Here is a 20,131-nt window from a genome sequence, read left to right on the forward strand (position 1 = left end):
CCGGCCCCACGACGGCCGGGGCGGGTGAGCGCCCGGATCTTGCACAGCACAACCGTCTCCTGAGCCAAAGACGAATCGCCGCCCGGCCACCCGTATGTGTGAAGCGGGCTTGGCCGCACTGTTCGTCAGGAACGGCGAAAACTAGCTTCGCCACCGGAGGTGAAGCACGGATGACTGTCTGTGCCATCGAAATGACGACCACGGCCCCGTTCACGATCGCCGCGGACGGGTCGTACGCCGCCCGCCTCGCAGGGAACGGCGAGGCGCTCTACGCGGAGCGCTGGACCCTGGCCGGGCCCGAGCCGTACGCGGTGCCGCTGCCGCTCGCGCAGCCCGAGGAGGCCGACAGCGAGCTGCTGCCCCTGACCGACGGGCGGGTGCTGATCCACCGGCGGGTGGCGGAGCGGCACGCCTTCGCCCTGCTGTACCCGACGGGCGCCGCTGCCGGGCCGCGCACCGGGGAGCTCCAGCTGGGGGCGGTGGAGCCGGAGGAAGGAAGGGACGTACGGGTCCGCCTGCTGCCCCCGTCCCCGGACGGCCGCGACGCCTTCGCCCTGGCCGTGACCGACGCCGGGACCACGGTGTGGCGGGTGGCCGGTGGCCGCTCCGGGCCGGAGCAGGTCGCCCGGATCCCGGGCCGCTGCTCCGGCGGCGTATGGCTGGACCGCGTGGGCCGGCTGCTGGCCCTGGACCGCGAGCTGGACGGCACCACCAAGGCCGTCGCCGTCGACCTGGTGCGCGGCGGCGAGGTCTCCCCGCTGCTCCAGATCACCGAGGCCAGCGACGACCGGCTGCTGCTGGCCGACCCGGACAGCGGCCTGCTGCTGATCCGATCGGACGCGCCGGGCGAACCGCGCCTGGGCTGGGGGGTGCTGGGCAGTTCGCTGCCGGTCCGCTTCCCGGAGTGTCTGCGGCTGGGGGACGCGCACCCGTTCGCCGTGCAGCCCGGCCAGGCGCTGATGCCGGAGACCAGCGGGGTGGCCCTGCGGCTGCCCGACGGCGGGATCGGGCTGTGGCGCCCCGCCGACCGGCACCTCTTCCGGCTCGGGGCGCCCGCGGGCTGGCTCGGCGGAACAGGCCTGTGGAGTCCGCAGGGCCGCCTGCACCTCCCGTACGCGACCCCCGAAGTCCCCTGCGGGATCGTCGGGATGAGCCTGCCGGTCTCCCCTCCCCCGCCGGTCCGCCTGGACCCCGTCCCACCGCCCCCGACGCGCCCCATCCCCCTCCAGCAGGCCCCGCTGCGATAGGCACGGGCGATGACCGGCGTGCACTACCGGGAGCCGGCCGATCTGCACGGGCCTCTGGGCTTCCTGTCGGCCCGCTGACCAGCGCGGCGGCGGGTCTGGGTGCACGACCCGGACCCGCCGCCGCAGCGCCGCGGATCAGCCGCGCTTGAGGCCCAGGACCTCCGTCGCGGCGAAGGTCTCGTTCGCCGGGCGGGAGTCGTAGTGCGGGGTCAGGACCTCGTCGAGCTCCTCGTAGGAGAAGGCCTCCTTGGTCGTGTCGAACTTCGCCGCCACCCTCGGGCGTTCCATCACGACCACGATCCCGCCGTGCACGACGAACAGCTGCCCGTTGGCCTTCGCGGCGGCCGGTGAGGCCAGGTAGCCGACGAGCGGGGAGACGTGCTCGGGGGCGAGGGCGTCCAGCTTGCCCTCCTCCGGGACCTGGAAGCCCGCGAAGACGTCCTCGGTCATCCGGGTGCGGGCGCGCGGGCAGATGGCGTTGGCCGTCACCCCGTACTTGGCGAGGGCCAGGGCGGTGGAGGTGGTCAGGCCCACGATGCCGCCCTTGGCCGCCGCGTAGTTCGGCTGGCCGGCCGAGCCGCCGAGGAAGGCCTCGGAGGAGGTGTTGACGATCCGGCCGTAGACCGGCCCGCCCGCCGCCTTCGACCGCTCGCGCCAGTGCACGGACGCGAAGTGCGTGGTGTTGAAGTGGCCCTTGAGGTGGACCCGGATCACCGAGTCCCACTCCTCCTCGGACATCGAGAAGACCATCCGGTCGCGCAGGATGCCCGCGTTGTTGACCAGGATGTCGAGCTTGCCGAAGCTGACCACCGCCAGGTCCACCAGCTCGCGCGCCTGCTCGAAGTCGGCCACGTCGCCCAGGTGCGCCACCGCCCGGCCGCCCGCGGCGCGGATCTCCGCGGCCACCTCCTGTGCCGGGGAGGCCGAGGCCTCCCCGGAGCCGTCCCGGCCGGGCTGCCCGAAGTCGTTGACGACCACGCTCGCGCCGAGCCGTGCGAGCTCGATCGCCTCGGCCCGGCCGAGGCCGCGGCCCGCGCCCGTGACGATGGCGCTGAGCCCCTCAAGTGGCAGTGACATCCGTACGGTTCCTCTCGCAGATCTCGGAGCGGGTCAGAGTTCGATGCAGGTGCGCAGGGCCACGCCCGTACGCATCTGGTCGAGTGCGTCGTTGATCTCGGCGAGCTGCACCCGGTGCGTGATCAGACCCGCCAGGTCCACCCGGCCGGCCCGCCACAGCGCGATGGTGCGCTCGTAGGAGCGGAGCACGTCCCCGCCGCCGTACATCGAGGGCAGGATCTTCTTCTCGTCGAAGAAGAGCGAGAACATGTCGATCTGGAAGTTGTCGTCCATGGCGCCCGCGCCGACGATGACCACGCTGCCGCCGCGCCGGGTCATCTTGTACGCGGTCTGCGCGGTGGCGGACTTGCCCACGACCTCGAAGACGTAGTCGAAGCCCTCGCCGCCGGTGATCCGGTTCTTGGCGTCGTCGAAGGCGTCCGGGGCGACCGCCTCGGAGGCGCCGAACCGCAGGGCGGCCTCGCGCCGCGACTCCACCGGGTCGACGGCGATGATCTGCGCCGCCCCCTGGACCTTGGCGCCCTGGATGACGGATATGCCGACGCCGCCGCAGCCGATGACGGCGACCGAGGAACCGGCCTCCACCTTGGCGGTGTTGATGGCCGCGCCGAGGCCGGTGGTGACGCCGCAGCCGATGAGCGCGGCGATGTCGAAGGGCACGTCGTCGGGGATCGGGACGGCGCACTTGGCGTCGACCACGAGTTCCTCGGCGAAGGTGCCGGTGGCGGCGAAGCCGAAGATGTCGCCTCCCGCGCGGCGGAAGTTGGGGGTGCCCGCGTTGACCAGGCTCTCCAGGCACAGGTGGCCCTGGCCGCGCTTGCAGGACGGGCAGTGGCCGCACGGCGGCAGCCAGCAGACGAGGACGCGGTCGCCGGGCTTGTGACCGGTGACCCCGTCGCCGACGTCGGAGATCACTCCGGAGCCCTCGTGGCCCGGGATGAAGGGGGCGGGCTGCGGCAGGACGCCGCTCATCGCGGAGAGGTCCGAGTGGCACAGGCCGGTGGCCTTGATCCGGATCTTCACCTTGCCGGGGCCGAGGCCCACGGCCTCCATGTCGTCGACCACTTCGAGCTTGTCCTGGCCGATCTCGCTCTGCAGTGCTGCGCGCACGGTGCGGCTCCTTTTGTGGATGAGGGGGTGTCCGGCGGATCAGGGTCGGATTGCCCGGGTCGTCTGGTGCCGTGCATTGCAAGGCGGAGGAGGGAGTCCATGCGGAGCATCGACGACCGACGACAACGCGGCAAGGTGCGGTGCCAGGCGGCCCGGGCCCGGCCGTGATCCGCCGGACACCCCCTACGCGTGTTCGACGACGGTGTCGGCGAGGACCGGCGCGTCGTCCCGTTCGACGGCGGTCACCGACACCAGGACGCGGCCGGGCTCCTGCCACATCCGGATGCGCAGCGTCTCGCCGGGGAAGACGATCCCGGCGAAGCGCGTGCGGTAGGCGCGGACCCGGGACACGTCCCCGCCGAGGGCCGTGTCGACGACGGCCTTGAGGGTCATCCCGTACGAGCACAGGCCGTGCAGGATCGGCTTGTCGAAGCCGGCCGTCTTGGCGAACTCGGGGTCGGCGTGCAGGGGGTTCCAGTCGCCGGAGAGGCGGTAGAGGAGCGCCTGCTCCTCGCGGATGGTTCTGTCCTCGACCCGGTCCGGCGCCCGGCCGGGCAGCTCCTCGCGGACGGAGGGCCCGCGCTCGCCGCCGAATCCGCCCTCTCCGCGTACGAAGATCTGCGCGTCGCTGGTCCACAGCGGCCCGTCGGCGTCCGCGACCTCGGAGCGCAGCACGATCACGGCCGCCTTGCCCTTGTCGTAGACGGCGGCGACCTTGGAGCTGGAGGTGGCCCGGCCCTTGACGGGGATGGGCCGGTGCAGCTCGATGGAGTGGCCGCCGTGCAGGACCGCGGCGAGGTTGACGTCGATCCCGGGTGCGGCGAGGCCGCCCAGCATGGCCATGCCGGCGCCGGCGACGGTCGCGAAGCTGGGCAGGACGTGGAGCTTGGACTCCAGGGTGTAGCGCAGCTCGTCGGGGTCGGTGGCCGGGAGGCCGGCGCCGAGGCCGAGGTGGTAGAGCTGGATGTCCTTGTGGTCCCAGCCGATGTCCCCCTGGCGGGGGTCGGCGGCGAGGGCCTTGGCGGCATCGATCGGCATGAGGATGCTGCTCCCTGTCGTTGAAGAGCCGGGCCGTGGAAGACCTCGGTGCGGCCGTCCGCACCGTCGGCCGCACCGAGGTCGCATACGGGACCGGCTGGTTCTAGAACGCGTTCTAGGTCCGGCCGGTGAGGGAATGTATAACGCACGCCCCGACAGTTGTGAAGACTCACGGGGGGACTGTCGGGAAGCCTCCTGACTCCATGTCAGATAGGCTTTCCCGGTGGACGAAATGCCCGTGGAACACCGTCCGGCCCGCGCGCTGCGCGTCCTGCTGGATCCCCCGAACCCGGCCCTGGCGCTCCAGCTCGGCCTCCAGCCGGACATCGAGGTCGTACGGGACACGCTGGCGCGGCCCGCGGTGGCGCTGGTGGAGGAGGCCGGCGCCGTTCCCGGACTGCTGGCGGAGGATCCGGAGTGCCGGGTGCTGGTCCTGGCGGGTTCGGCCCGCCCGGGCCTGCTGCCCGCGGCCCTCGCGGCGGGCGCGGCGGGGCTGGTCCTGCGCGACGGCCCGGTCGAGGACCTGGCCGATGCGATCCGCCGCGCCTCGATGGGCGAAACGGTGATCGACCCGGCCCTCGGTGCGCCCTGAAAATGCCGTTCTACAGGACCATCCGCCCGATCAACATGCCGCTCCTGAAAAGGAATTGAGCATCAGCGCCCCCCTGTTACGGTGACCTGATGGCAACGATCAAGCAGTTCCAGGTCACCTTCGACTGCGCGGAACCCGAGCGCGTCGCCCGTTTCTGGTGCGAGGTGTTGGGGTATGTCGTACCGCCGCTGCCGGAGGGATTTGCCACTTGGGACGACTTCGACCGCTCGCTGCCGCCCGAGCGTCAGGGCGCGGCGTTCGTCTGCATGGACCCCACAGGTGTGGGCCCGCGCATGTACTTCCAGCGCGTTCCCGAAGGCAAGGTCGCCAAGAACCGGGTGCACCTCGACGTGCGGGTCGGCACCGGGCTCGTGGGTGATGAGCGCCTCGCCGTACTTGAGGCCGAGTGCGCACGACTGGTCGCGCTCGGTGCGGTATGCGTGCAGGTACTGCGTGCCGATGGCGTCAACGAGTCGTGCATCCCGATGCTGGACATCGAGGGCAACGAGTTCTGCATCGACTGAGCCGACGCAAACCTCATTCCATCCCGCCGCTGAAAATGGCGGTGCGCCGTGAATCGCGACGTTCGACGGGGTGGTGTGCGCAATGCGCACACCACCCCGTCCTTTGCTTTACCATTGCGCGACCCATGAGACACCAGGTGACCCATGCCCACCGTAGAAGAGTCCCTCGCCCTCCTCATCAGGCAGGCCGCGATACGGGCCTGGAGCGAACCGCTCTCCCGCACGTACGCCGTCCTCCTCGCGTTCTGCGCGCTGTGGGCCATGACCGGCGGCGTCGGGCTGGGTGACGACGCGAGCTGGTATCCGCGTCACCTGGCGGTCATCCTGACGATGCCCTGGATCCTCGCCGTGCACCTCTTCCTCGTCGTCACCCAGCTCGACGCCTGGCTGCTGGGTTACAACTTCTACTTCGAATCGCCCGCCTGGCTGTTCGAGCCGCTCTGGGCGGCCTACTGCCTCGCCGCGGGGCTGTTCAACGCGGCCGCCCTCGCGCGCTTCTCCCGATCGGCCCGCTCTGCGGGCACCTCCCCCTGGGTGGTACCGGCCGCCGCCGTCTGCTTCTTCGCGGCCCTGCTCGGAATCTGGCACGCCTGAGCCGCCGCGCCCCGTCTACCTGCGCAGCAGCGTCACCACCGCCGCGCCGCCCAGGCCGATGTTGTGTGCCAGGCCGACCCGGGCGCCCGCGACCTGGCGGGGGCCCGCCTCGCCGCGGAGCTGCCAGACCAGCTCCGCCGCCTGCGCCAGACCGGTGGCACCGAGCGGGTGGCCCTTCGAGATCAGCCCGCCGGAGGGGTTGACCACCCAGCGCCCGCCGTACGTGGTCGCGCCCGACTCCACCAGCTTTCCGGCGGCGCCGTCCTCGCACATGCCCAGCGCCTCGTACGTCAGCAGCTCGTTCACCGAGAAGCAGTCGTGCAGCTCGATCACGTCGACGTCCTCGATGCCGAGCCCGGACGCTTCGTACACCTGCCGCCCCGCCGCCGCCGTCATCGGCTTGCCGACCACGTCGATGCACGAGCCCGACGAGAAGGACGCCTCCGTGTCCGTCGTCATCGACTGGGCGACGATCTCCACCGCCTTGTCGTGCAGCCCGTGCATCACCACGAACCGCTCCGACACGACGAGAGCCGCCGCCGCGCCGTCCGACGTCGGCGAGCACTGCAGTTTCGTCAGCGGCGAGTGGATCTCCTTGGCCGCCAGGATCTCCTCGACCGAGTACACGTCCTGGAACTGCGCGTTCGGGTTGTTCGCCGAGTGCCGGTGGTTCTTCGCGCCGACCGCCGCCAGCTGCGCGGCCGTGGTCCCGTACCGCTCCATGTGCTCGCGCGCCGCGTTCCCGAAGATCTGCGCGGTCGGCGGGGACATCTCGAAGCCGTGGCCCGCGGCCATGATCCCGTAGTGCCGGGCGACCGGCGACGTCTTGAAGTCACCACCGTCCGCGCCACCCCCCAGCGCACCGCGCTTCATCTTCTCGAAGCCGAGCGCCAGCACGCAGTCGCTGATGCCGCCCTGCACGAACTGCCGCGCCATCATCAGCGCCGTCGAGCCCGTCGCGCAGTTGTTGTTCACGTTGTAGACGGGGACCCCGCTCAGCCCCAGCTCGTACACGGCCCGCTGCCCGGCCGTGGAGGCCTGGAAGCAGTACCCCACCGGCACCTGCTCGACCAGGTCGTACCCCACCCCCGCGTCGGCCAGCGCCGCGGACCCGGCCTCCTTCGCCATGTCCCAGTACTGCCAGTCCCTCGACTCCGGCTTCTCGAACTTCGTCATGCCGACGCCCACGATGTACGACTTCATTGCGCTGACTCCTAGTCCCTGGGAAGGCCGAGGATCCGCTCGGCGACGACATTGAGCTGGACCTGCGTGGTGCCCCCGGCGATGGTCAGGCAGCGGGACATGAGCATCCCGTGCACCGCCCGCTCGCCCGCCCCCTCCCGTACCGCGCCCGCCGGTCCCAGCAGTTCGAGCGCGAGCTCGGCGGTCCGCTGCTGGTGCGGGGTCTGGACGAGTTTGCGTACGGACGCGCCCGCGCCCGGCTCCAGCCCCGAGACCTGCTGGAGCGTGGTGCGCAGCCCGATGCAGGCCAGCGCGTGCGCCTCGGCGGCCAGCGCGCCGATCCGCGCCCTGTACGTCCCGTCGAGGTCGGCGGAGCGGGCGAGGAGCGCCTCCAGGCCACTGTCGAAGCTCATCTGGTCGGCCATGTGGACCCGCTCGTTGCCGAGGGTGTTCCGGGCGACCTTCCACCCGCCGTCGGCGGCGCCGACCAGCGCGTCCGCCGGGAGCAGCGCGTCGTCGAACCAGACCTCGTTGAAGAGGGCCTCCCCGGTGATCTCCTTCAGCGGCCGGACGTCGATGCCGGGGGTGGTGCGCATGTCGACGACGAAGTAGCCGAGCCCCTTGTGCTTGGGCGCGTCCGGGTCGGTCCGGGCCAGCAGGATCCCGTAGTCGGCGCTGTGCGCGGAACTCGTCCACACCTTCTGCCCGTTGACCCTCCAGGAGCCGTCGGCGGTCCGCTCGGCCCTCGTCCGCAGCGAGGCCAGGTCGGAGCCCGCGCCCGGCTCGGAGAAGAGCTGGCACCAGGTGACGTCCCCGCGCAGGGTCGGCAGGACGTAGGCCTCCCGCTGTACGTCCGTCCCGTAGGCGATCAGCGAGGGCACGACCCAGGTGGCGATCGAGAGATCGGCGATCTTGACCCCTGCGGCCCGCAGCTCCTGCTGCACGACGAGCTGTTCGACGGGGCCGGCGCCGAGGCCGTAGGGGGGCGGGAGGTACGGGGCGGCGTAGCCGGTGGGCGCCAGGATCCGGCGAGCGGCCACCGGGTCGAGCCCGCGCGCGTCCTCGATGGCGGTACGGGCCTTCGCGCGGTACGCCTCGGCCCCGGCCGGGAGTTCCAGGCGCAGCTCCCGCCGCGCGCCCGCCGCCGCGAGCCGTACGGCCCGTACGCGGTGCCCGTCCCCGGGCCCCAGCAGCTGGCGGGCGACCAGGGCCCGGCGCAGGTGGACGTGGGCGTCGTGCTCCCAGGTGAAGCCGATCCCCCCGAGCACCTGGATGCAGTCCTTGGCGCACGTGTAGGCGGTGTCGAGCGCACTCCCGGCCGCGAGGGCGGCGACCAGCGACCGCACCTCCGCCGCCTCGCCCATCGCCTGGGCCGCGTCCCAGGCCAGCGCCCGGGCCTGCTCGAGCCGGACCAGCATGTCCGCGCACAGGTGCTTGACGGCCTGGAACTGCCCGATGGGCCGACCGAACTGCTCGCGCACCTTCGCGTACTCGGCGGCCGTGTGCAGCGCCCAGGCCGCGGTGCCGCAGGCGTCGGCGGCGAAGAGCGTGCAGGCCAGGTCGCGGACCAGGGTCGCGTCCAGCTCCAGCAGCCGGCCGGCCGGGACCGTGACCCCGCGCGCCCGCACCTCGGCGGTGGGGCGGGTCGGGTCGGCGCTCTCGTGCGTACGGATGTCCAGCGCGGCGGCGGCGACGGCGAACCAGCGGGTGCCGTGCGCGGCTTCGGCGGCGAGCAGGACGAGGTCGGCCTCGCCCGCGCCGAGCACCGGGGGCGCGAGCCCGTCGAGCAGGTGCCCGCCGCCCTCGACGGCGACGGCGGTCAGGGTGCCGGGTCCGAGCGCGACGGCCCCGACCCGGCCCGCGAGGGGCTCCGCCCCGGCCCGGTCCAGCAGCACGGAGGCCAGCGCGCTCGGCAGGAAGGCCCCGGGCAGAGCGGCCCGGCCCGCCTCCTCGACCACGACGGCCAGGTCGAGGAGGGTCCCGCCCTCAAGGTGCGGCTCCAGCAGCCCCTGAGCGGTCATCGCGTCCCAGTAGGCCGGCCGCACCCCCGTCTGCGGCGGGGTGTCGAGGAGCTTGCGCACCGCCTCGGGCGGCACGGCCCGCGCCACCCACCCGCGCACAGCCTCGGCCAACTCCCGCTGCTCTTGCGTGATTCCGATGCCCATGCGCGGCAGACTAGAACACGTTCCAATCTGACGGAAGGTCAGATCGCCGTGTTCTTTCATCGCGGGGTGGACGCGCACGCCGTCGCCGATCTCACCTGTTCCTCACCCTGTGCCGACGGCCTCGGCTAGATTCCTGATGTGGACCCGTTAACCGTCGATGACCCGACGCACGTAGGCCCCTACCGCCTCATCGCCCGCCTGGGCGCGGGCGGCATGGGCCTGGTCTACCTCGGCCGCTCAGAGGTCGGCCGCACGGTCGCGGTCAAGGTCGTGCAGCCCGAGTACGCGGCCCAGCCCGAGTTCCGCAGGCGCTTCGCCCGCGAGGTGGCGGCGGCCCGGCGGGTGGGCGGGAGCTGGACGGCGGACGTACTCGACGCGGACACGGACACCGAGGTCGAAGTGCCGTGGGTGGCCACCCAGTACATCGCCGGACCCGATCTGACCAGCGTCGTCGCCCGGGACTTCGGCCCGCTGCCCGAGCACTCGGTCCGCATTCTCGCCAACCGCCTCGCCCTCGCGCTGCAGGCCGTGCACGAGGCGGGCCTGATCCACCGCGACCTCAAACCGTCCAATGTCCTGGTGACGGTGGACGGACCCCGCGTCATCGACTTCGGCATCGCCCGGGCGATGGACAGCCTGACCGGCGACAGCCTGCACACCCGCACCGGCATGCTGATCGGCTCCCCCGGCTTCATGTCGCCCGAACAGGTCCGCGGCCTCGCACTCACCCCCTCCAGCGACGTCTTCTGCCTCGGCGCCACCCTCGTGTACGCCGCCACCGGACGCCTCCTCTTCGGCGCCACCGACACCGGCCTGAACGCCCACCTCTTCCGGATCGCCGAGGAGGAGCCCGACCTCACGGACGTGCCGGAGCCACTCCTCGACCTCGTACGCGCCTGCCTGGAGAAGGACCCGGCCAACCGGCCCACCCCGGCGCAGATCGCCGCCCGCACCGGCGGGGACGATGGAGGGATCTGGCTGCCGGGCGAGGTCCTGGCCCAGCTGGGGCGGCATGCCGCCCAGTTGCTGGACTACGTTCCCGCGGCGCGCCCCGAAGCCCCCGCTGCCATGCCCGTGACGGAGACCGCTCCCCGCGCCCCGGCCGCCCCTGCCTACACCCCGACCGCTCCGGCCGACGGCGTCCCCGACCCGTCGTCCCGCCGCCGGCGGGGCCTGGCGGTGGTCGCGCTGGCACAGCTGGCGGTGCTGCTCGCGGCGACGACCTGGAACCCCTTCACCCTCAGCCGTGATGTCGAGGACTTCTACGCCTTCGCGGTCCCCTTCGGCGCACTGCTGCTGCTCGGCGGGCACATCGCCGACCGCGTGGGGAGCAAACGGACGCTGGGCATTGGCCTGGTGGGGCTCGCGGCTGCCTGTGCGCTCGGCAGCTCGACCGGAGCCTCGCTCTTCGGGCCGCTGAACCTGGCCCGCACCCTGCAGGGCGGCTTCGGCGCACTGGTGACGGCGGCAGCGCTGACCCTGGTGGCCACCGGCTTCCCCGAACCGAAGGAACGGATCAGGGCCTTCGGGGTCTACGCCACGATCAGCATCGGCGGGCCGGTGCTGGGAATCGCGGCCGGCGGGCTGCCCCCGAGGCCGGTCCTGGCCGTCGTCGCGCTCCTCGCCCTGATCGCCCTGGCCGGAACGCGCGTCCTGCCGCACGACCGCCCGGACCGCACCGGCACCCGCTTCGACCTGCCCGGCGTGCTGCTCAGCGCCCTCGGGACCGCCGGCCTCGTCTACGGCTCCGTCAAAGCGTCGTCGGGCTGGGCCGACTCCGGGATCGTGACTCTGTTCGCGGGGGGCGTCGTCCTGCTCGCGGCCTTCCTGTGGTGGCAGAGCCGTTCGTCGAACCCGCTCCTTCCGCCGTACGTCCTGGGGGACCGCAGCAGGCTCGGCGGCTTCCTCACCATGCTCCTCGCCGGTGCGGGCGTCCTCGCCCTGCTGCCGGCCCTGGCCCGCATTCTGGTGGCGGTCCTCGGCTACTCCGCACCCCAGGCCGGACTGGCCATGTCACCCATGGCCGCCGCGATCGCCATCGGCTCCACCCAGGTCTCCCCCCGCCTGCTGCACCGCGGCGTGGCGCCCCGTGTCCTCATCGTGGCGGGCCTGGTGATCACGCCGCTCGGGGTGGCCCTGACCATCATCGGCGTCGATACCGGGGGCGGATACCCGGCCCTGCTCCCCTTCATGATCCTCGCCGGCCTGGGTGTCGGCCTGGCGTTCATGCCGATCTTCGCCACCGCGACCGCCGCCACCCTCCCCGAGCACGCGGGCGCGGCCTCGGCCGCCGTCGTCACGGCCCAGCTCGTGGGTCAGGGGATCGGCGGGGCGCTGGTCGGCAGCATCCACGCCCCGCCCTGGTGGGCGGTCGTCTGCCTGCTCCTCGCGGGCCTGACCGCCCGCCTCATGGTGACGGCCGAGGCCCCTGTTTCCCGCCGCGGTTAGACCGCCCGGACACGGCCGGATCAGCGGGTGGCGGATTTCAGCGCGGCGCGGGCGACCTCCTTCGCCTTCGTCTCGCAGTCGCCCTTGGCGTACGGCTTCGCGGAGAGGCCCACCCAGACGGAGAGGTTGCCCTCCCGGACGGAAAGGACACAGTTCCAGTCGGTCGTGGGGGAGCCCCAGTAGGCCTCGGTACCGAACCCGAGGCGGGGTGCCTCGCGCTGACCGGCGGCCTCCAGGCGGAAACGCTCCCGCTGGGTACCCGCGTTGGCAGTCGCTTCCCCGCCGAGAGTGAGGTCCCAGCGGACCTGCGCGGCCGGTGAGGCGGAGTTCCGGCGCCCCTCCCAGTTGCAGCCCGACTGCGCACGCTCGGCCGTCTCGGACCAGGTGTCGAAGGCCGACAGCTCCCCCACCAACGGCAGTTCCTTGTGGGCCACGTTGCAGCTGGGGACGGTCGTGTAGGCGAGGGGAGCCGTGACCCGGTCCCGTACGTACAGCGCGACGCCGGTACCGGCCACGAGGAGCACACCGGCCGCCGCCAGGGCCGCGATCCGGCGCGGACGTCGCCACGGGCTGCGCGGGCGAGCGTCCTCCGGCGCGACGGGCGGGGCAGTCGGGACGGGCGGGATCCGCGGGTCACTCGGCGGGGGCTCCTCCGTGTCCGCCGTGGCCGGTCCCTTCCGCGGTTCAGGTGCGGGTTCGGGTACCGGGGCCGGGGCGGTCGGCTCCAACGGCTCGGCCGGGCCGTGGCCGTCGAGCAGCCGGTCGATGTCCGCCCGCTGCGCGGCGATCATCCCGTACACGGCGGACGGCCACTGGCGGCCCGCCGGAGCCACCGGACCGATCAGCTCGCGCAGCCTCGCCGGGGACGGCCGGGCGGCCGGGTCCTTGGCCAGGCAGCTCGCGACGATCTCGCGCAGCCCCGCCGGAACGGCGCTCAGGTCGGGCTCGGCGTGCACCACGTCGTAGAGCGTCCGGAGGGTGGAGGACCCGGTGAACGGACTGCGGCCGGTCGCCGCCATGACCAGCACCGAGCCGAGCGAGAACACGTCACTGGCCGGTGTGAGCGGCTTGCCCTCGGCCTGCTCGGGCGACATGTACGAGGGCGAGCCGACGACCCACCCGGTCCGCGTCAGCCCGGTGTCCCCCTCGGCCTCCGGCTCCGTCGCCCGCGCGATGCCCAGGTCGATGACCCGTACGCCGTCCTCGGCGAGCAGCACGTTGGCGGGCTTGAGGTCCCGGTGCACCAGCCCCGCCCGGTGGATCTCCGCCAGGGCCGACGCCAGCCCGGCCGCGAGGCGCCGTACGACGTCCTCCGACAGCACCCCGGCCTGCTCGACGACGGCGCCCACGGACGGCCCGGGCACGAACACCGAGGCGAGCCAGGGCGTCGGGGCGTCCGCGTCGGCGTCGATCACCGCCGCCGTGTAGGCGCCGGACACCTTGCGCGAGGCGGCGACCTCACGCCGGAAACGGGCCCGGAAGCTCTCGTCGTCGGCGAAGTGCGCGAGCACCTGCTTGACGGCGACGAGCCGCCCGTCCGGCCCGGCCGCCAGCAGCACGCGCCCCATACCGCCCTGCCCCAGCACTCCGAGCACGTCGAACGGCCCCACGTGCTTCGGCCCCGAGGGCTCCAGGTCTTCCATCCCGCCCCGTCCCAATCTCTCCACTCGGCCCGCGCTCAGCGCGGGACGGCCGCCAGCGCGGCGCGGGCGACCTCCTTGGCCTCGGCCTCACAGGTCGCGGCGGGATGCTCCGCACCGCCGAGGGCCACCTCCACCACGAGGTTGCCGTCGCGCACGTGCAGCCGGCAGATTTCCGTTTCCAGCGCTTTCGGCCTCCACTCCGCTTGGTCCCCCACCCCGAGACCGGTCTCGGTGCGAGTGTGGCCGAAGCCGATCCGCAGGCGCTCCGTCCCGCTGTCCCCGCTGCGGCCGCTGCGCTCCAGTCTCCAATCGACGGAGGCGTACGGCGGCGGCTCGTTCTCGTGGGCCGCGTCGTAGGCCGGCAGCCACGCGCAGTGCGCAGACGCCCAGCTGGCCTCGTTGCTGTACGTGTCCTTCTTCTCGTTCCGGGCCGGCAGCGGGAGCTTCCCGGCCGCCTCCGCGCAGCGCGGCACGCTCAGGTACCGGTCCGCTTCGGCCGGCGGGCGCGGCGGCGGCTCCTCCTTCTCGCGCAGCAGGTACGTGGCTGCGGCCACGGCCGCCACGAGGGCCCCCGCCAACAGCAGCAGGCTCCTGCGGCGCAGGCGCATGCCGCGTGGCGCGTGCGCCCGTTCCGGGCGGACCGCGCGCGGGGCGGTGGCGGTCGCCGCGTCCGGGTCCGCGTCCGGGCCGGAAGGCGCATCCGCCGGCCGGGCCGTGCTGTCCGGGTCCCGGAGCAGCCGGTCGATCTCCTCCTGCTGTGCGGCGGCCATGCGGTCGACCGCGTGCGACCACTGCGTGCCGTCGGCCGTGCCGGTCAGGCCCAGGATCTCGGCCGGGGACGGCCGGGCTGCCGGGTCCTTGGCCAGGCACCGGGTGACCAGGCCGCGCAGGCCCGGCGGCAGGCCGAGGAGGTCGGGTTCGGTGTGCACGACGTTGTACAGGGTCAGCGCCACCGTCGGCGCCACGAAGGGGCTGCGCCCCGTCGCGGCCATGACCAGCACCGACCCCAGGGAGAACACGTCGCTCGCCGGGGTCAGTTCACCGCCCTCGGCCTGCTCGGGCGACATGAACGCGGGCGAGCCGATCACCGTGCCGGCCCGCGTCAGCTCGGTGACCTCGCCGGGCCGGGCCACCCGGGCGATGCCGAAGTCGATCACCCGTACCCCGTCCCGGGCGAGCAGCACGTTGTCGGGCTTGAGGTCCCGGTGCACCAGGCCCGCCCGGTGGATCTCCGCGAGGGCCGTCGCCAGCCCGGCGGCGAGCCGCCGTACGGTCTCCTCGGGCAGCGCCCCCGCGCTCTCCACCGCGGCCCCCAGCGCGGGCCCGGCCACGAACACCGAGGCCAGCCACGGAGCGGCCGCCTCCGCGTCGGCGTCGAGGACGGCCGCCGTGTAGGCGCCGGAGACCTTGCGCGAGGCGGCGACCTCACGCCGGAAACGGACGCGGAAGCCGTCGTCGTCGGCGAGGCGGGCGTGCACCTGCTTGACGGCGACGAGCCGCCCGTCCGGTGCGGCGCCGAGCAGCACGCGGCCCATGCCGCCCCGGCCGATCTCGGCGAGCAGCCGGTACGGCCCCGCCACGGCAGGATCCGACGCCCCCAGTGGTCTCATGATCCCCTCACCACGTCCACGGCCCGCCCGGCGAACTCCCGGGTGAAGGCCTCACATTCGCCGGGCGGGTAATGGGGCCCGTTCACCGAGACGACGACCGTCATGTTGACGTCCCGTACGCGCAGCTTGCAGCTCGGATCCGCCTCGAAGTCCGGCGGCTGCCACAGCCCCTCCTCGGCGAACCCGAGGGCGAGCTCGCGCCGGGTCTTGCCGCGGGCGTAGGAAGCCTCGTGGTACTTCTTCGCCTGCTCGGCCCCGGTGCCCTTGCCCTTCAAGCTCGTGAAGAACCGCCACTCGACCCGGATCTGGTCACCGGTCCGGGTTGCCCAGTTGCAGTCGACCTCCTCCGCGCCCGACGCCTGTTGCGGACTTCCCCCGCCTGCGGGTCCGAACCCGGACGGCACGCTCAGCTTGGAAACGGTCTGCTCACAGTGCGGGGGCGACGCCGGGTACACGTCCTTGCGCTGTGCCAGCGGTGTCGTGCCGGGCGTCGGCACGGGCTCGGGTACGACCTGGCGGTAGGCCTCCACGACGTAGGGCCGCCCCACGGTCAGCCCGATGGCGGCCACGGCCGCCAGGCCCGCCACGGCCGCGATCAGCGGCCGGGTCCGGCGGCGGCGCCACACGGGAACCGCTTCGGGAGCCGTTTCGGGACGCGTGGCCTGGCGCACCAGTGCGCCCATCACGACCAGCTGGTCGTGGATCAGCGTGTTCACCGCCTCCGGCCACGGCCGCGCCGACGGCTCGACGGGGCCGATCAGCGCGAGCAGCTCCTGCGGCGTCGGCCGGTCGGCCGGGTCCTTGGCCAGGCACGGCGCGATGATCCCGCGCAGGCCGGGCGGTACCTCGCTCAGGTCCGGTTCGGCGTGCACGACCTCGTGCAGGATCCGCGGCACCGAACTCCCGACGAACGGCGCCTTCCCCGTACAGGCCATGACGAGGGTCGCGCCGAGCGAGAACACGTCACTGGCCGGGGTGAGTTCCTGCCCCAGGACCTGCTCGGGCGACATGAACGAGGGCGACCCGATGAGCGAGCCGTCGTGCGTGATCCGCGTCTGGTCCCCCACCGCGCGCACGATGCCGAAGTCGATGACCCGTACGCCGTCCTCCGCGAGCAGCACGTTGGACGGTTTGAGGTCCCGGTGGATCAGCCCCGCCCGGTGTACGTCGGCCAGGGCGTGCGCGAGCCCGGCGGCCAGCCTGCGCACCGCCTCCTCGGGCAGCGGCCCGGCGGTCTCCACGGCCCGGCTCAGCGAGGGCCCCGGCACGAACTGCGAGGCGAGCCACGGCCTCTCCGCGTCGGGGTCGGCGTCGATCACGGCCGCGGTGTAGCCGCCGGCCACCCGCCGCGAGGCGTCCACCTCGCGGCGGAACCGGGCCCGGAACCCCTCGTCCTCGGCCAGCTCGGCATGCACCTGCTTGACCGCGACGTACCGCCCGTCCGGTGCCACCCCCAGCACCACCCGGCCCATCCCGCCCTGGCCGAGCACGGTGACCGTCCGGAACGGCCCTATGTGCCGCTCCACTCCTAGAGGACGCCGACGAACGCAGCGAAGGCGGCAGGACTCACGGTGAAGAAAGGGCCTTCGGGGTTCTTGGAGTCCCGGACGGCGACCCGGGTGGGCTGGGTGGCGACCTCGACGCAGTTCCCGCCCGTGTCCCCGCTGTACGAGGCCTTGCGCCAGGCGGTGGCGCCGAGGGGGGCGCACTCGACGCAGTCGCCGCCGGTGCCGCCGCTGTAGCTGGACTTACGCCACAGCGCTCCCGTCAGGTTCTGGTTGGTCCCCATAACGTTCCTCCCGTACGCGGGCGATCAGTGCCGCCGAGTCTTCCACGGAGAGGGCTGCGGCCTGCAAGTGATCGTATCGGTGCGCACAGTCCCTGACCGTGTCTGGATTGGCGGTCACGTTGGCCGAGCCATAGCTCTCGGCGTAGACAACGTCCGGGTCCCGTTCGAACCTCAGAACGTTGAACGACCCTACCGTCGCCGGATGTTCACCGGCACCGAATGGCAGCACCTGGATTCGAACCTCGCGCCGGTCGCGGAACCCCAACAAATGGAGGAGTTGGTTCCGCATAACCTCAGAGCCACCGAACGGCCTGTGCAGCACCGCCTCGTCCAGCACTACCCAGACCAGCGGCGGGCGTTCTCTGCTCAAAATTCGCTGCCGCTCGATCCTTGCGGCCACCGCTTCATCGAGCTTGTCCGACCAGCCTGCTCGAAGCACCGCACGTGCATAGTCCGGGGTCTGCAACAGGCCGTACACCAGCTGCGCCTGGAACGAGGAGATATAGGCAGCCCGCGCCTCCATCTCCGCGTACGCCTGGAACCAGTGCGGCAACTGACTCCGCAGCACCAGCCCCACCAGACGGGAGAACACCCCGCCCGTCCCCAGCGCCGCGTCCACCCGCTCCGAGAAGTCCCGCGTCGGGACCTTCCGTGCCGTCTCGATCTGCCCGATCAGCGAAGCCGTGCAGAAGACGATGCCGCCCAGCGCCCCCTGTTTCAGCCCCGCGTCCTCTCTCAGGCGGCGCAGTTCCGAGCCGTAGTAGTCCAGCGGCGATGCGCTGGGATCCAGATCGCGGATGTTGACCATGAGGCGGTCACCCCCAAGTCCACGCCGTGCGGCGTTCGTTTCGGTCCGTAGCCGAGCGTAACCACACCACCGCACGCTGGTGACATGAATCACGCAACTGACCTCTCCCCCGCGGAGACCGGCGACAGCTACCGCATGGGCTTCACCGTCGGTGCGCACTCGGCGCGGCACATGCGGCGCGTGCTGCGGGTGCTGCTGGCGAGCTGGGGTCACGGCGGGCTGGCCCACGCCGCCGAGCTGGCGCTGACCGAGCTGGTCGCCAACGTCGTGCGCCACGTCCCCGGCCGGGACTGCTCGGTGCTGATCCGGTGCCGTCGGGCGGGGGTGCGGGTGGAGGTGTCCGACGGCTGCTCCGCCCCGCCCCGGGTAACGCGCGGCGGCGCGGAACTCGCCGAGGACGGCCGGGGGCTGCTCCTGGTCGAGGCCGTCACCGACCGCTGGGGCACGACGCCGCTGCCCACGGGCAAGACGGTCTGGTTCGAGTGCGACGCGTAGGGGCGTGTCAGTGGCACCTGCCACGATCCGGGGACACGCGCACCACGAGGAGAGACCATGGGCACCTGGGACGTCGGCCCCTTCGACAACGACACCGCCGCGGACTTCTCCGGCGACTTGGACGACGCAGCCGAGAGCGAGCGGGCCGGCATCATCAGGAGCGCGCTCGCCCGCGTCCTCATCACCCACGACCACCTCGACCAGGACATCGCGGTGGAAGCGGTGGCCGCAGCGGCCCTCGTCGCCGGGCAATGCCCCGCCGGCGAGCCCGTCACCACCGCGTACGGCCCGGACCTGCCGCTCCCCGAGCTTCCCGTCGACCTGCGCGAACTCGCCGTCCGGGCCCTCGACCGTGTCGTCACCGAGCCGTCCGAACTGATGGAACTCTGGGGCGGGTCCGACAAGGAGCTCGACTGGCGCCGGACGCTCCGCTCCCTGCGGCAAGTCCTCGTGCCCGCCCAGCCGGTGCGGCAGTCATGGGCCCGGATCGACGCATGGATGCTGGCCCACGCCCCGGCCTCGTACGCCCTGCTCGCGCCGCCAGCCGATCCGGCCGAAATCGAGGCCGCCCAGGCAGAGATGGGACTGCGCTTCCCGGCCGACCTGGTGGAGTCGCTGGCCTGCCACGACGGGCTGACAGAGTGGGCCAACCTGCTGCCCGACCAGCCGCCCCAGTCGATCGCGGACATCCTGGACCACTGGCGGATGCGCGTGGAGGCAGCCGGTGACGACTCCGACTTCTGCGAGCCCGACGAGGAGAGCGGCGAGCCCTGGTGGCACCCGCAGTGGATTCCGTGGGCCCAGAGCCACAACACCGCGCAGGTCATCGACATGCGGGACGGGCCGCGCCAGGGCCGTCTGGGCACCGCAGCGACCAACGACACCGGGCACTTCGCCGCCGGTTGGCCGTCCCTGGCCTCCTACCTGACCGCGGTCGCGGACGCCCTCGACCACGGCGGCGAGGTCGACGGGGACGTGCCGTACCTCACCCCGCAACGCGAACTGTGGTGGTCCTGCCTCGGCGAAGCAGAGCTGAATGGCGAACCCCTGACCCCGGCTCCCCGCGCGCAGCCGCAGGTCACGGCCCCCCGGGCGTAGCGCCCTACCAGCCGGTAGGGCAGCATGGGCCGCCACACACGCTCACCGTCGGAGGAACCATGGCCACCCCCAAGCCGGAGACCCTCGCCGCCTTCGAGGCAGCCAAGGGGTTCATGCCCGTACGGGAGGGGCTCGCCCTGTACGAGGCCGCCGCCGCGGCCGGGGCGCTCGGGCTACCGCTGCTGGAGGTCGGGACCTACTGCGGGCGCTCGACGATCCTGCTGGCCGACGCGGCCCGCGAGGCCGGGGTCAGCGCGATCACCGTCGACCACCACCGGGGCAGCGAGGAGCAGCAGCCGGGCTGGGAGTACCACGACCCGACGGTCGTGGACCCGGAGATCGGTCTGATGGACACCCTGCCCACCTTCCGCCGCACCCTCCACAAGGCCGGGCTGGAGGACCACGTGATCGCGATCGTGGGGCGCTCCCCGCAGGTCGCGGCCGCCTGGGGCGGCCCGCTCGGCTTCGTCTTCATCGACGGCGGCCACACCGACGAGCACGCCACCGGCGACTACGAGGGCTGGGCCCCGCACGTCGCCCCGGGCGGCACGCTCGTCATCCACGACGTGTTCCCGGATCCGGCCGATGGCGGCCAGGCCCCGTACCGGATCTACCTGCGCGCCCTCGCCTCGGGCGCCTTCGAGGAGGTCTCGGTCACGGACTCCCTGCGCGTGCTGCGCCGCATCGGATCCGGCATTTAACCGACAATCG

Annotated in this window: 17 protein-coding genes and 2 pseudogenes; 9 read left to right on the forward strand and 10 right to left on the reverse strand. The window is 72.8% G+C overall.

Going from position 1 to position 20,131, the window contains the following annotated elements; genetic code table 11:
- Nucleotides 1-170: 170 nt before the first annotated feature.
- A complete protein-coding gene (locus OG737_RS07930; protein ID WP_405921345.1) occupies nucleotides 171-1,247 on the forward strand; it encodes a hypothetical protein in 1,077 nt (358 codons plus the stop codon).
- A 135-nt stretch (nucleotides 1,248-1,382) separates the two neighbouring features.
- Here OG737_RS07930 and OG737_RS07935 read toward each other — a convergent pair whose 3' ends face one another.
- From OG737_RS07935 to OG737_RS07945, 3 genes are all read right to left on the reverse strand, one after another.
- The gene (locus OG737_RS07935) at nucleotides 1,383-2,324 is read right to left on the reverse strand and encodes a 3-oxoacyl-ACP reductase (RefSeq protein WP_405680002.1); all 942 of its coding nucleotides are present in this window, start codon (nucleotides 2,322-2,324) and stop codon (nucleotides 1,383-1,385) included.
- Between the two features lie 33 nt (nucleotides 2,325-2,357).
- The gene (locus tag OG737_RS07940; protein ID WP_328925431.1) at nucleotides 2,358-3,434 is read right to left on the reverse strand and encodes a Zn-dependent alcohol dehydrogenase; all 1,077 of its coding nucleotides are present in this window, start codon (nucleotides 3,432-3,434) and stop codon (nucleotides 2,358-2,360) included.
- A gap of 183 nt (nucleotides 3,435-3,617) precedes the next feature.
- Nucleotides 3,618-4,472, reverse strand: coding sequence for a MaoC/PaaZ C-terminal domain-containing protein (locus OG737_RS07945; RefSeq protein WP_405680001.1), 855 nt, complete (start codon nucleotides 4,470-4,472; stop codon nucleotides 3,618-3,620).
- Between the two features lie 232 nt (nucleotides 4,473-4,704).
- Here OG737_RS07945 and OG737_RS07950 point away from each other — a divergent pair, with 232 nt between their 5' ends.
- The 3 genes from OG737_RS07950 (at nucleotide 4,705) to OG737_RS07960 (ending at nucleotide 6,182) form a co-directional block, all read left to right on the forward strand.
- Nucleotides 4,705-5,064: a DNA-binding response regulator gene (locus OG737_RS07950; protein WP_328930256.1), complete on the forward strand. Its 360-nt coding sequence runs from the start codon at nucleotides 4,705-4,707 to the stop codon at nucleotides 5,062-5,064.
- 89 nt (nucleotides 5,065-5,153) lie between these two features.
- Nucleotides 5,154-5,588, forward strand: coding sequence for a VOC family protein (locus OG737_RS07955; RefSeq protein ID WP_328925433.1), 435 nt, complete (start codon nucleotides 5,154-5,156; stop codon nucleotides 5,586-5,588).
- Between the two features lie 144 nt (nucleotides 5,589-5,732).
- Nucleotides 5,733-6,182, forward strand: a complete 450-nt coding sequence (locus OG737_RS07960) for a hypothetical protein (protein WP_328925434.1) — start codon at nucleotides 5,733-5,735, stop codon at nucleotides 6,180-6,182.
- 15 nt (nucleotides 6,183-6,197) lie between these two features.
- Here the strand turns inward: OG737_RS07960 and OG737_RS07965 are convergent, their stop codons facing one another.
- Complete coding sequence (locus tag OG737_RS07965; RefSeq protein WP_328925435.1) at nucleotides 6,198-7,385, reverse strand: lipid-transfer protein; 1,188 nt, start codon at nucleotides 7,383-7,385, stop codon at nucleotides 6,198-6,200.
- Nucleotides 7,386-7,396: 11 nt separating this feature from the next.
- Nucleotides 7,397-9,529 (reverse strand): acyl-CoA dehydrogenase, encoded by a 2,133-nt coding sequence (locus OG737_RS07970; protein WP_405921346.1) that lies wholly within the window; start codon nucleotides 9,527-9,529, stop codon nucleotides 7,397-7,399.
- A gap of 138 nt (nucleotides 9,530-9,667) precedes the next feature.
- Between OG737_RS07970 and OG737_RS07975 the strand changes: the two genes are divergently transcribed.
- A complete protein-coding gene (locus OG737_RS07975) occupies nucleotides 9,668-11,977 on the forward strand; it encodes an MDR family MFS transporter (RefSeq protein ID WP_405921347.1) in 2,310 nt (769 codons plus the stop codon).
- Nucleotides 11,978-11,997: 20 nt separating this feature from the next.
- Here the strand turns inward: OG737_RS07975 and OG737_RS07980 are convergent, their stop codons facing one another.
- The 5 genes from OG737_RS07980 to OG737_RS08000 are packed head-to-tail and all read right to left on the reverse strand — an operon-like array spanning nucleotide 11,998 to nucleotide 17,827.
- The gene (locus tag OG737_RS07980) at nucleotides 11,998-13,620 is read right to left on the reverse strand and encodes a serine/threonine-protein kinase (protein ID WP_405921348.1); all 1,623 of its coding nucleotides are present in this window, start codon (nucleotides 13,618-13,620) and stop codon (nucleotides 11,998-12,000) included.
- 35 nt (nucleotides 13,621-13,655) lie between these two features.
- Nucleotides 13,656-15,230 (reverse strand): serine/threonine-protein kinase, encoded by a 1,575-nt coding sequence (locus OG737_RS07985; RefSeq protein ID WP_328925439.1) that lies wholly within the window; start codon nucleotides 15,228-15,230, stop codon nucleotides 13,656-13,658.
- The gene (locus OG737_RS07990) at nucleotides 15,227-16,756 is read right to left on the reverse strand and encodes a serine/threonine-protein kinase (protein WP_405921349.1); all 1,530 of its coding nucleotides are present in this window, start codon (nucleotides 16,754-16,756) and stop codon (nucleotides 15,227-15,229) included. The genes OG737_RS07985 and OG737_RS07990 overlap by 4 nt, the downstream gene beginning before the upstream one ends.
- A gap of 2 nt (nucleotides 16,757-16,758) precedes the next feature.
- Nucleotides 16,759-17,019, reverse strand: a complete 261-nt coding sequence (locus OG737_RS07995; RefSeq protein WP_328925441.1) for a DUF397 domain-containing protein — start codon at nucleotides 17,017-17,019, stop codon at nucleotides 16,759-16,761.
- A complete protein-coding gene (locus tag OG737_RS08000; protein WP_328925442.1) occupies nucleotides 16,979-17,827 on the reverse strand; it encodes a helix-turn-helix transcriptional regulator in 849 nt (282 codons plus the stop codon). Before OG737_RS08000 ends, OG737_RS07995 begins: the two co-directional genes overlap by 41 nt.
- 84 nt (nucleotides 17,828-17,911) lie before the next feature.
- On the opposite strand from OG737_RS08000, the gene OG737_RS08005 reads away from it, so the two are divergent.
- The 4 genes and pseudogenes from OG737_RS08005 to OG737_RS08020 all read left to right on the forward strand — a co-directional run bounded on the left by OG737_RS08005 (nucleotide 17,912) and on the right by OG737_RS08020 (nucleotide 20,121).
- Nucleotides 17,912-18,322 (forward strand): ATP-binding protein, encoded by a 411-nt coding sequence (locus tag OG737_RS08005; RefSeq protein WP_405921350.1) that lies wholly within the window; start codon nucleotides 17,912-17,914, stop codon nucleotides 18,320-18,322.
- A gap of 57 nt (nucleotides 18,323-18,379) precedes the next feature.
- A pseudogene (locus tag OG737_RS08010) lies at nucleotides 18,380-18,781 on the forward strand (DUF4259 domain-containing protein); the annotation flags it as partial.
- Between the two features lie 93 nt (nucleotides 18,782-18,874).
- Nucleotides 18,875-19,420: pseudogene (locus OG737_RS08015) on the forward strand (SMI1/KNR4 family protein); the annotation flags it as partial.
- Nucleotides 19,421-19,479: 59 nt separating this feature from the next.
- The gene (locus OG737_RS08020; RefSeq protein WP_405921351.1) at nucleotides 19,480-20,121 is read left to right on the forward strand and encodes a class I SAM-dependent methyltransferase; all 642 of its coding nucleotides are present in this window, start codon (nucleotides 19,480-19,482) and stop codon (nucleotides 20,119-20,121) included.
- Nucleotides 20,122-20,131 lie beyond the last annotated feature (10 nt).

Origin of the sequence: Streptomyces sp. NBC_00122 (genome assembly GCF_045160845.1) — a bacterium.
Taxonomy (GTDB): domain Bacteria; phylum Actinomycetota; class Actinomycetes; order Streptomycetales; family Streptomycetaceae; genus Streptomyces.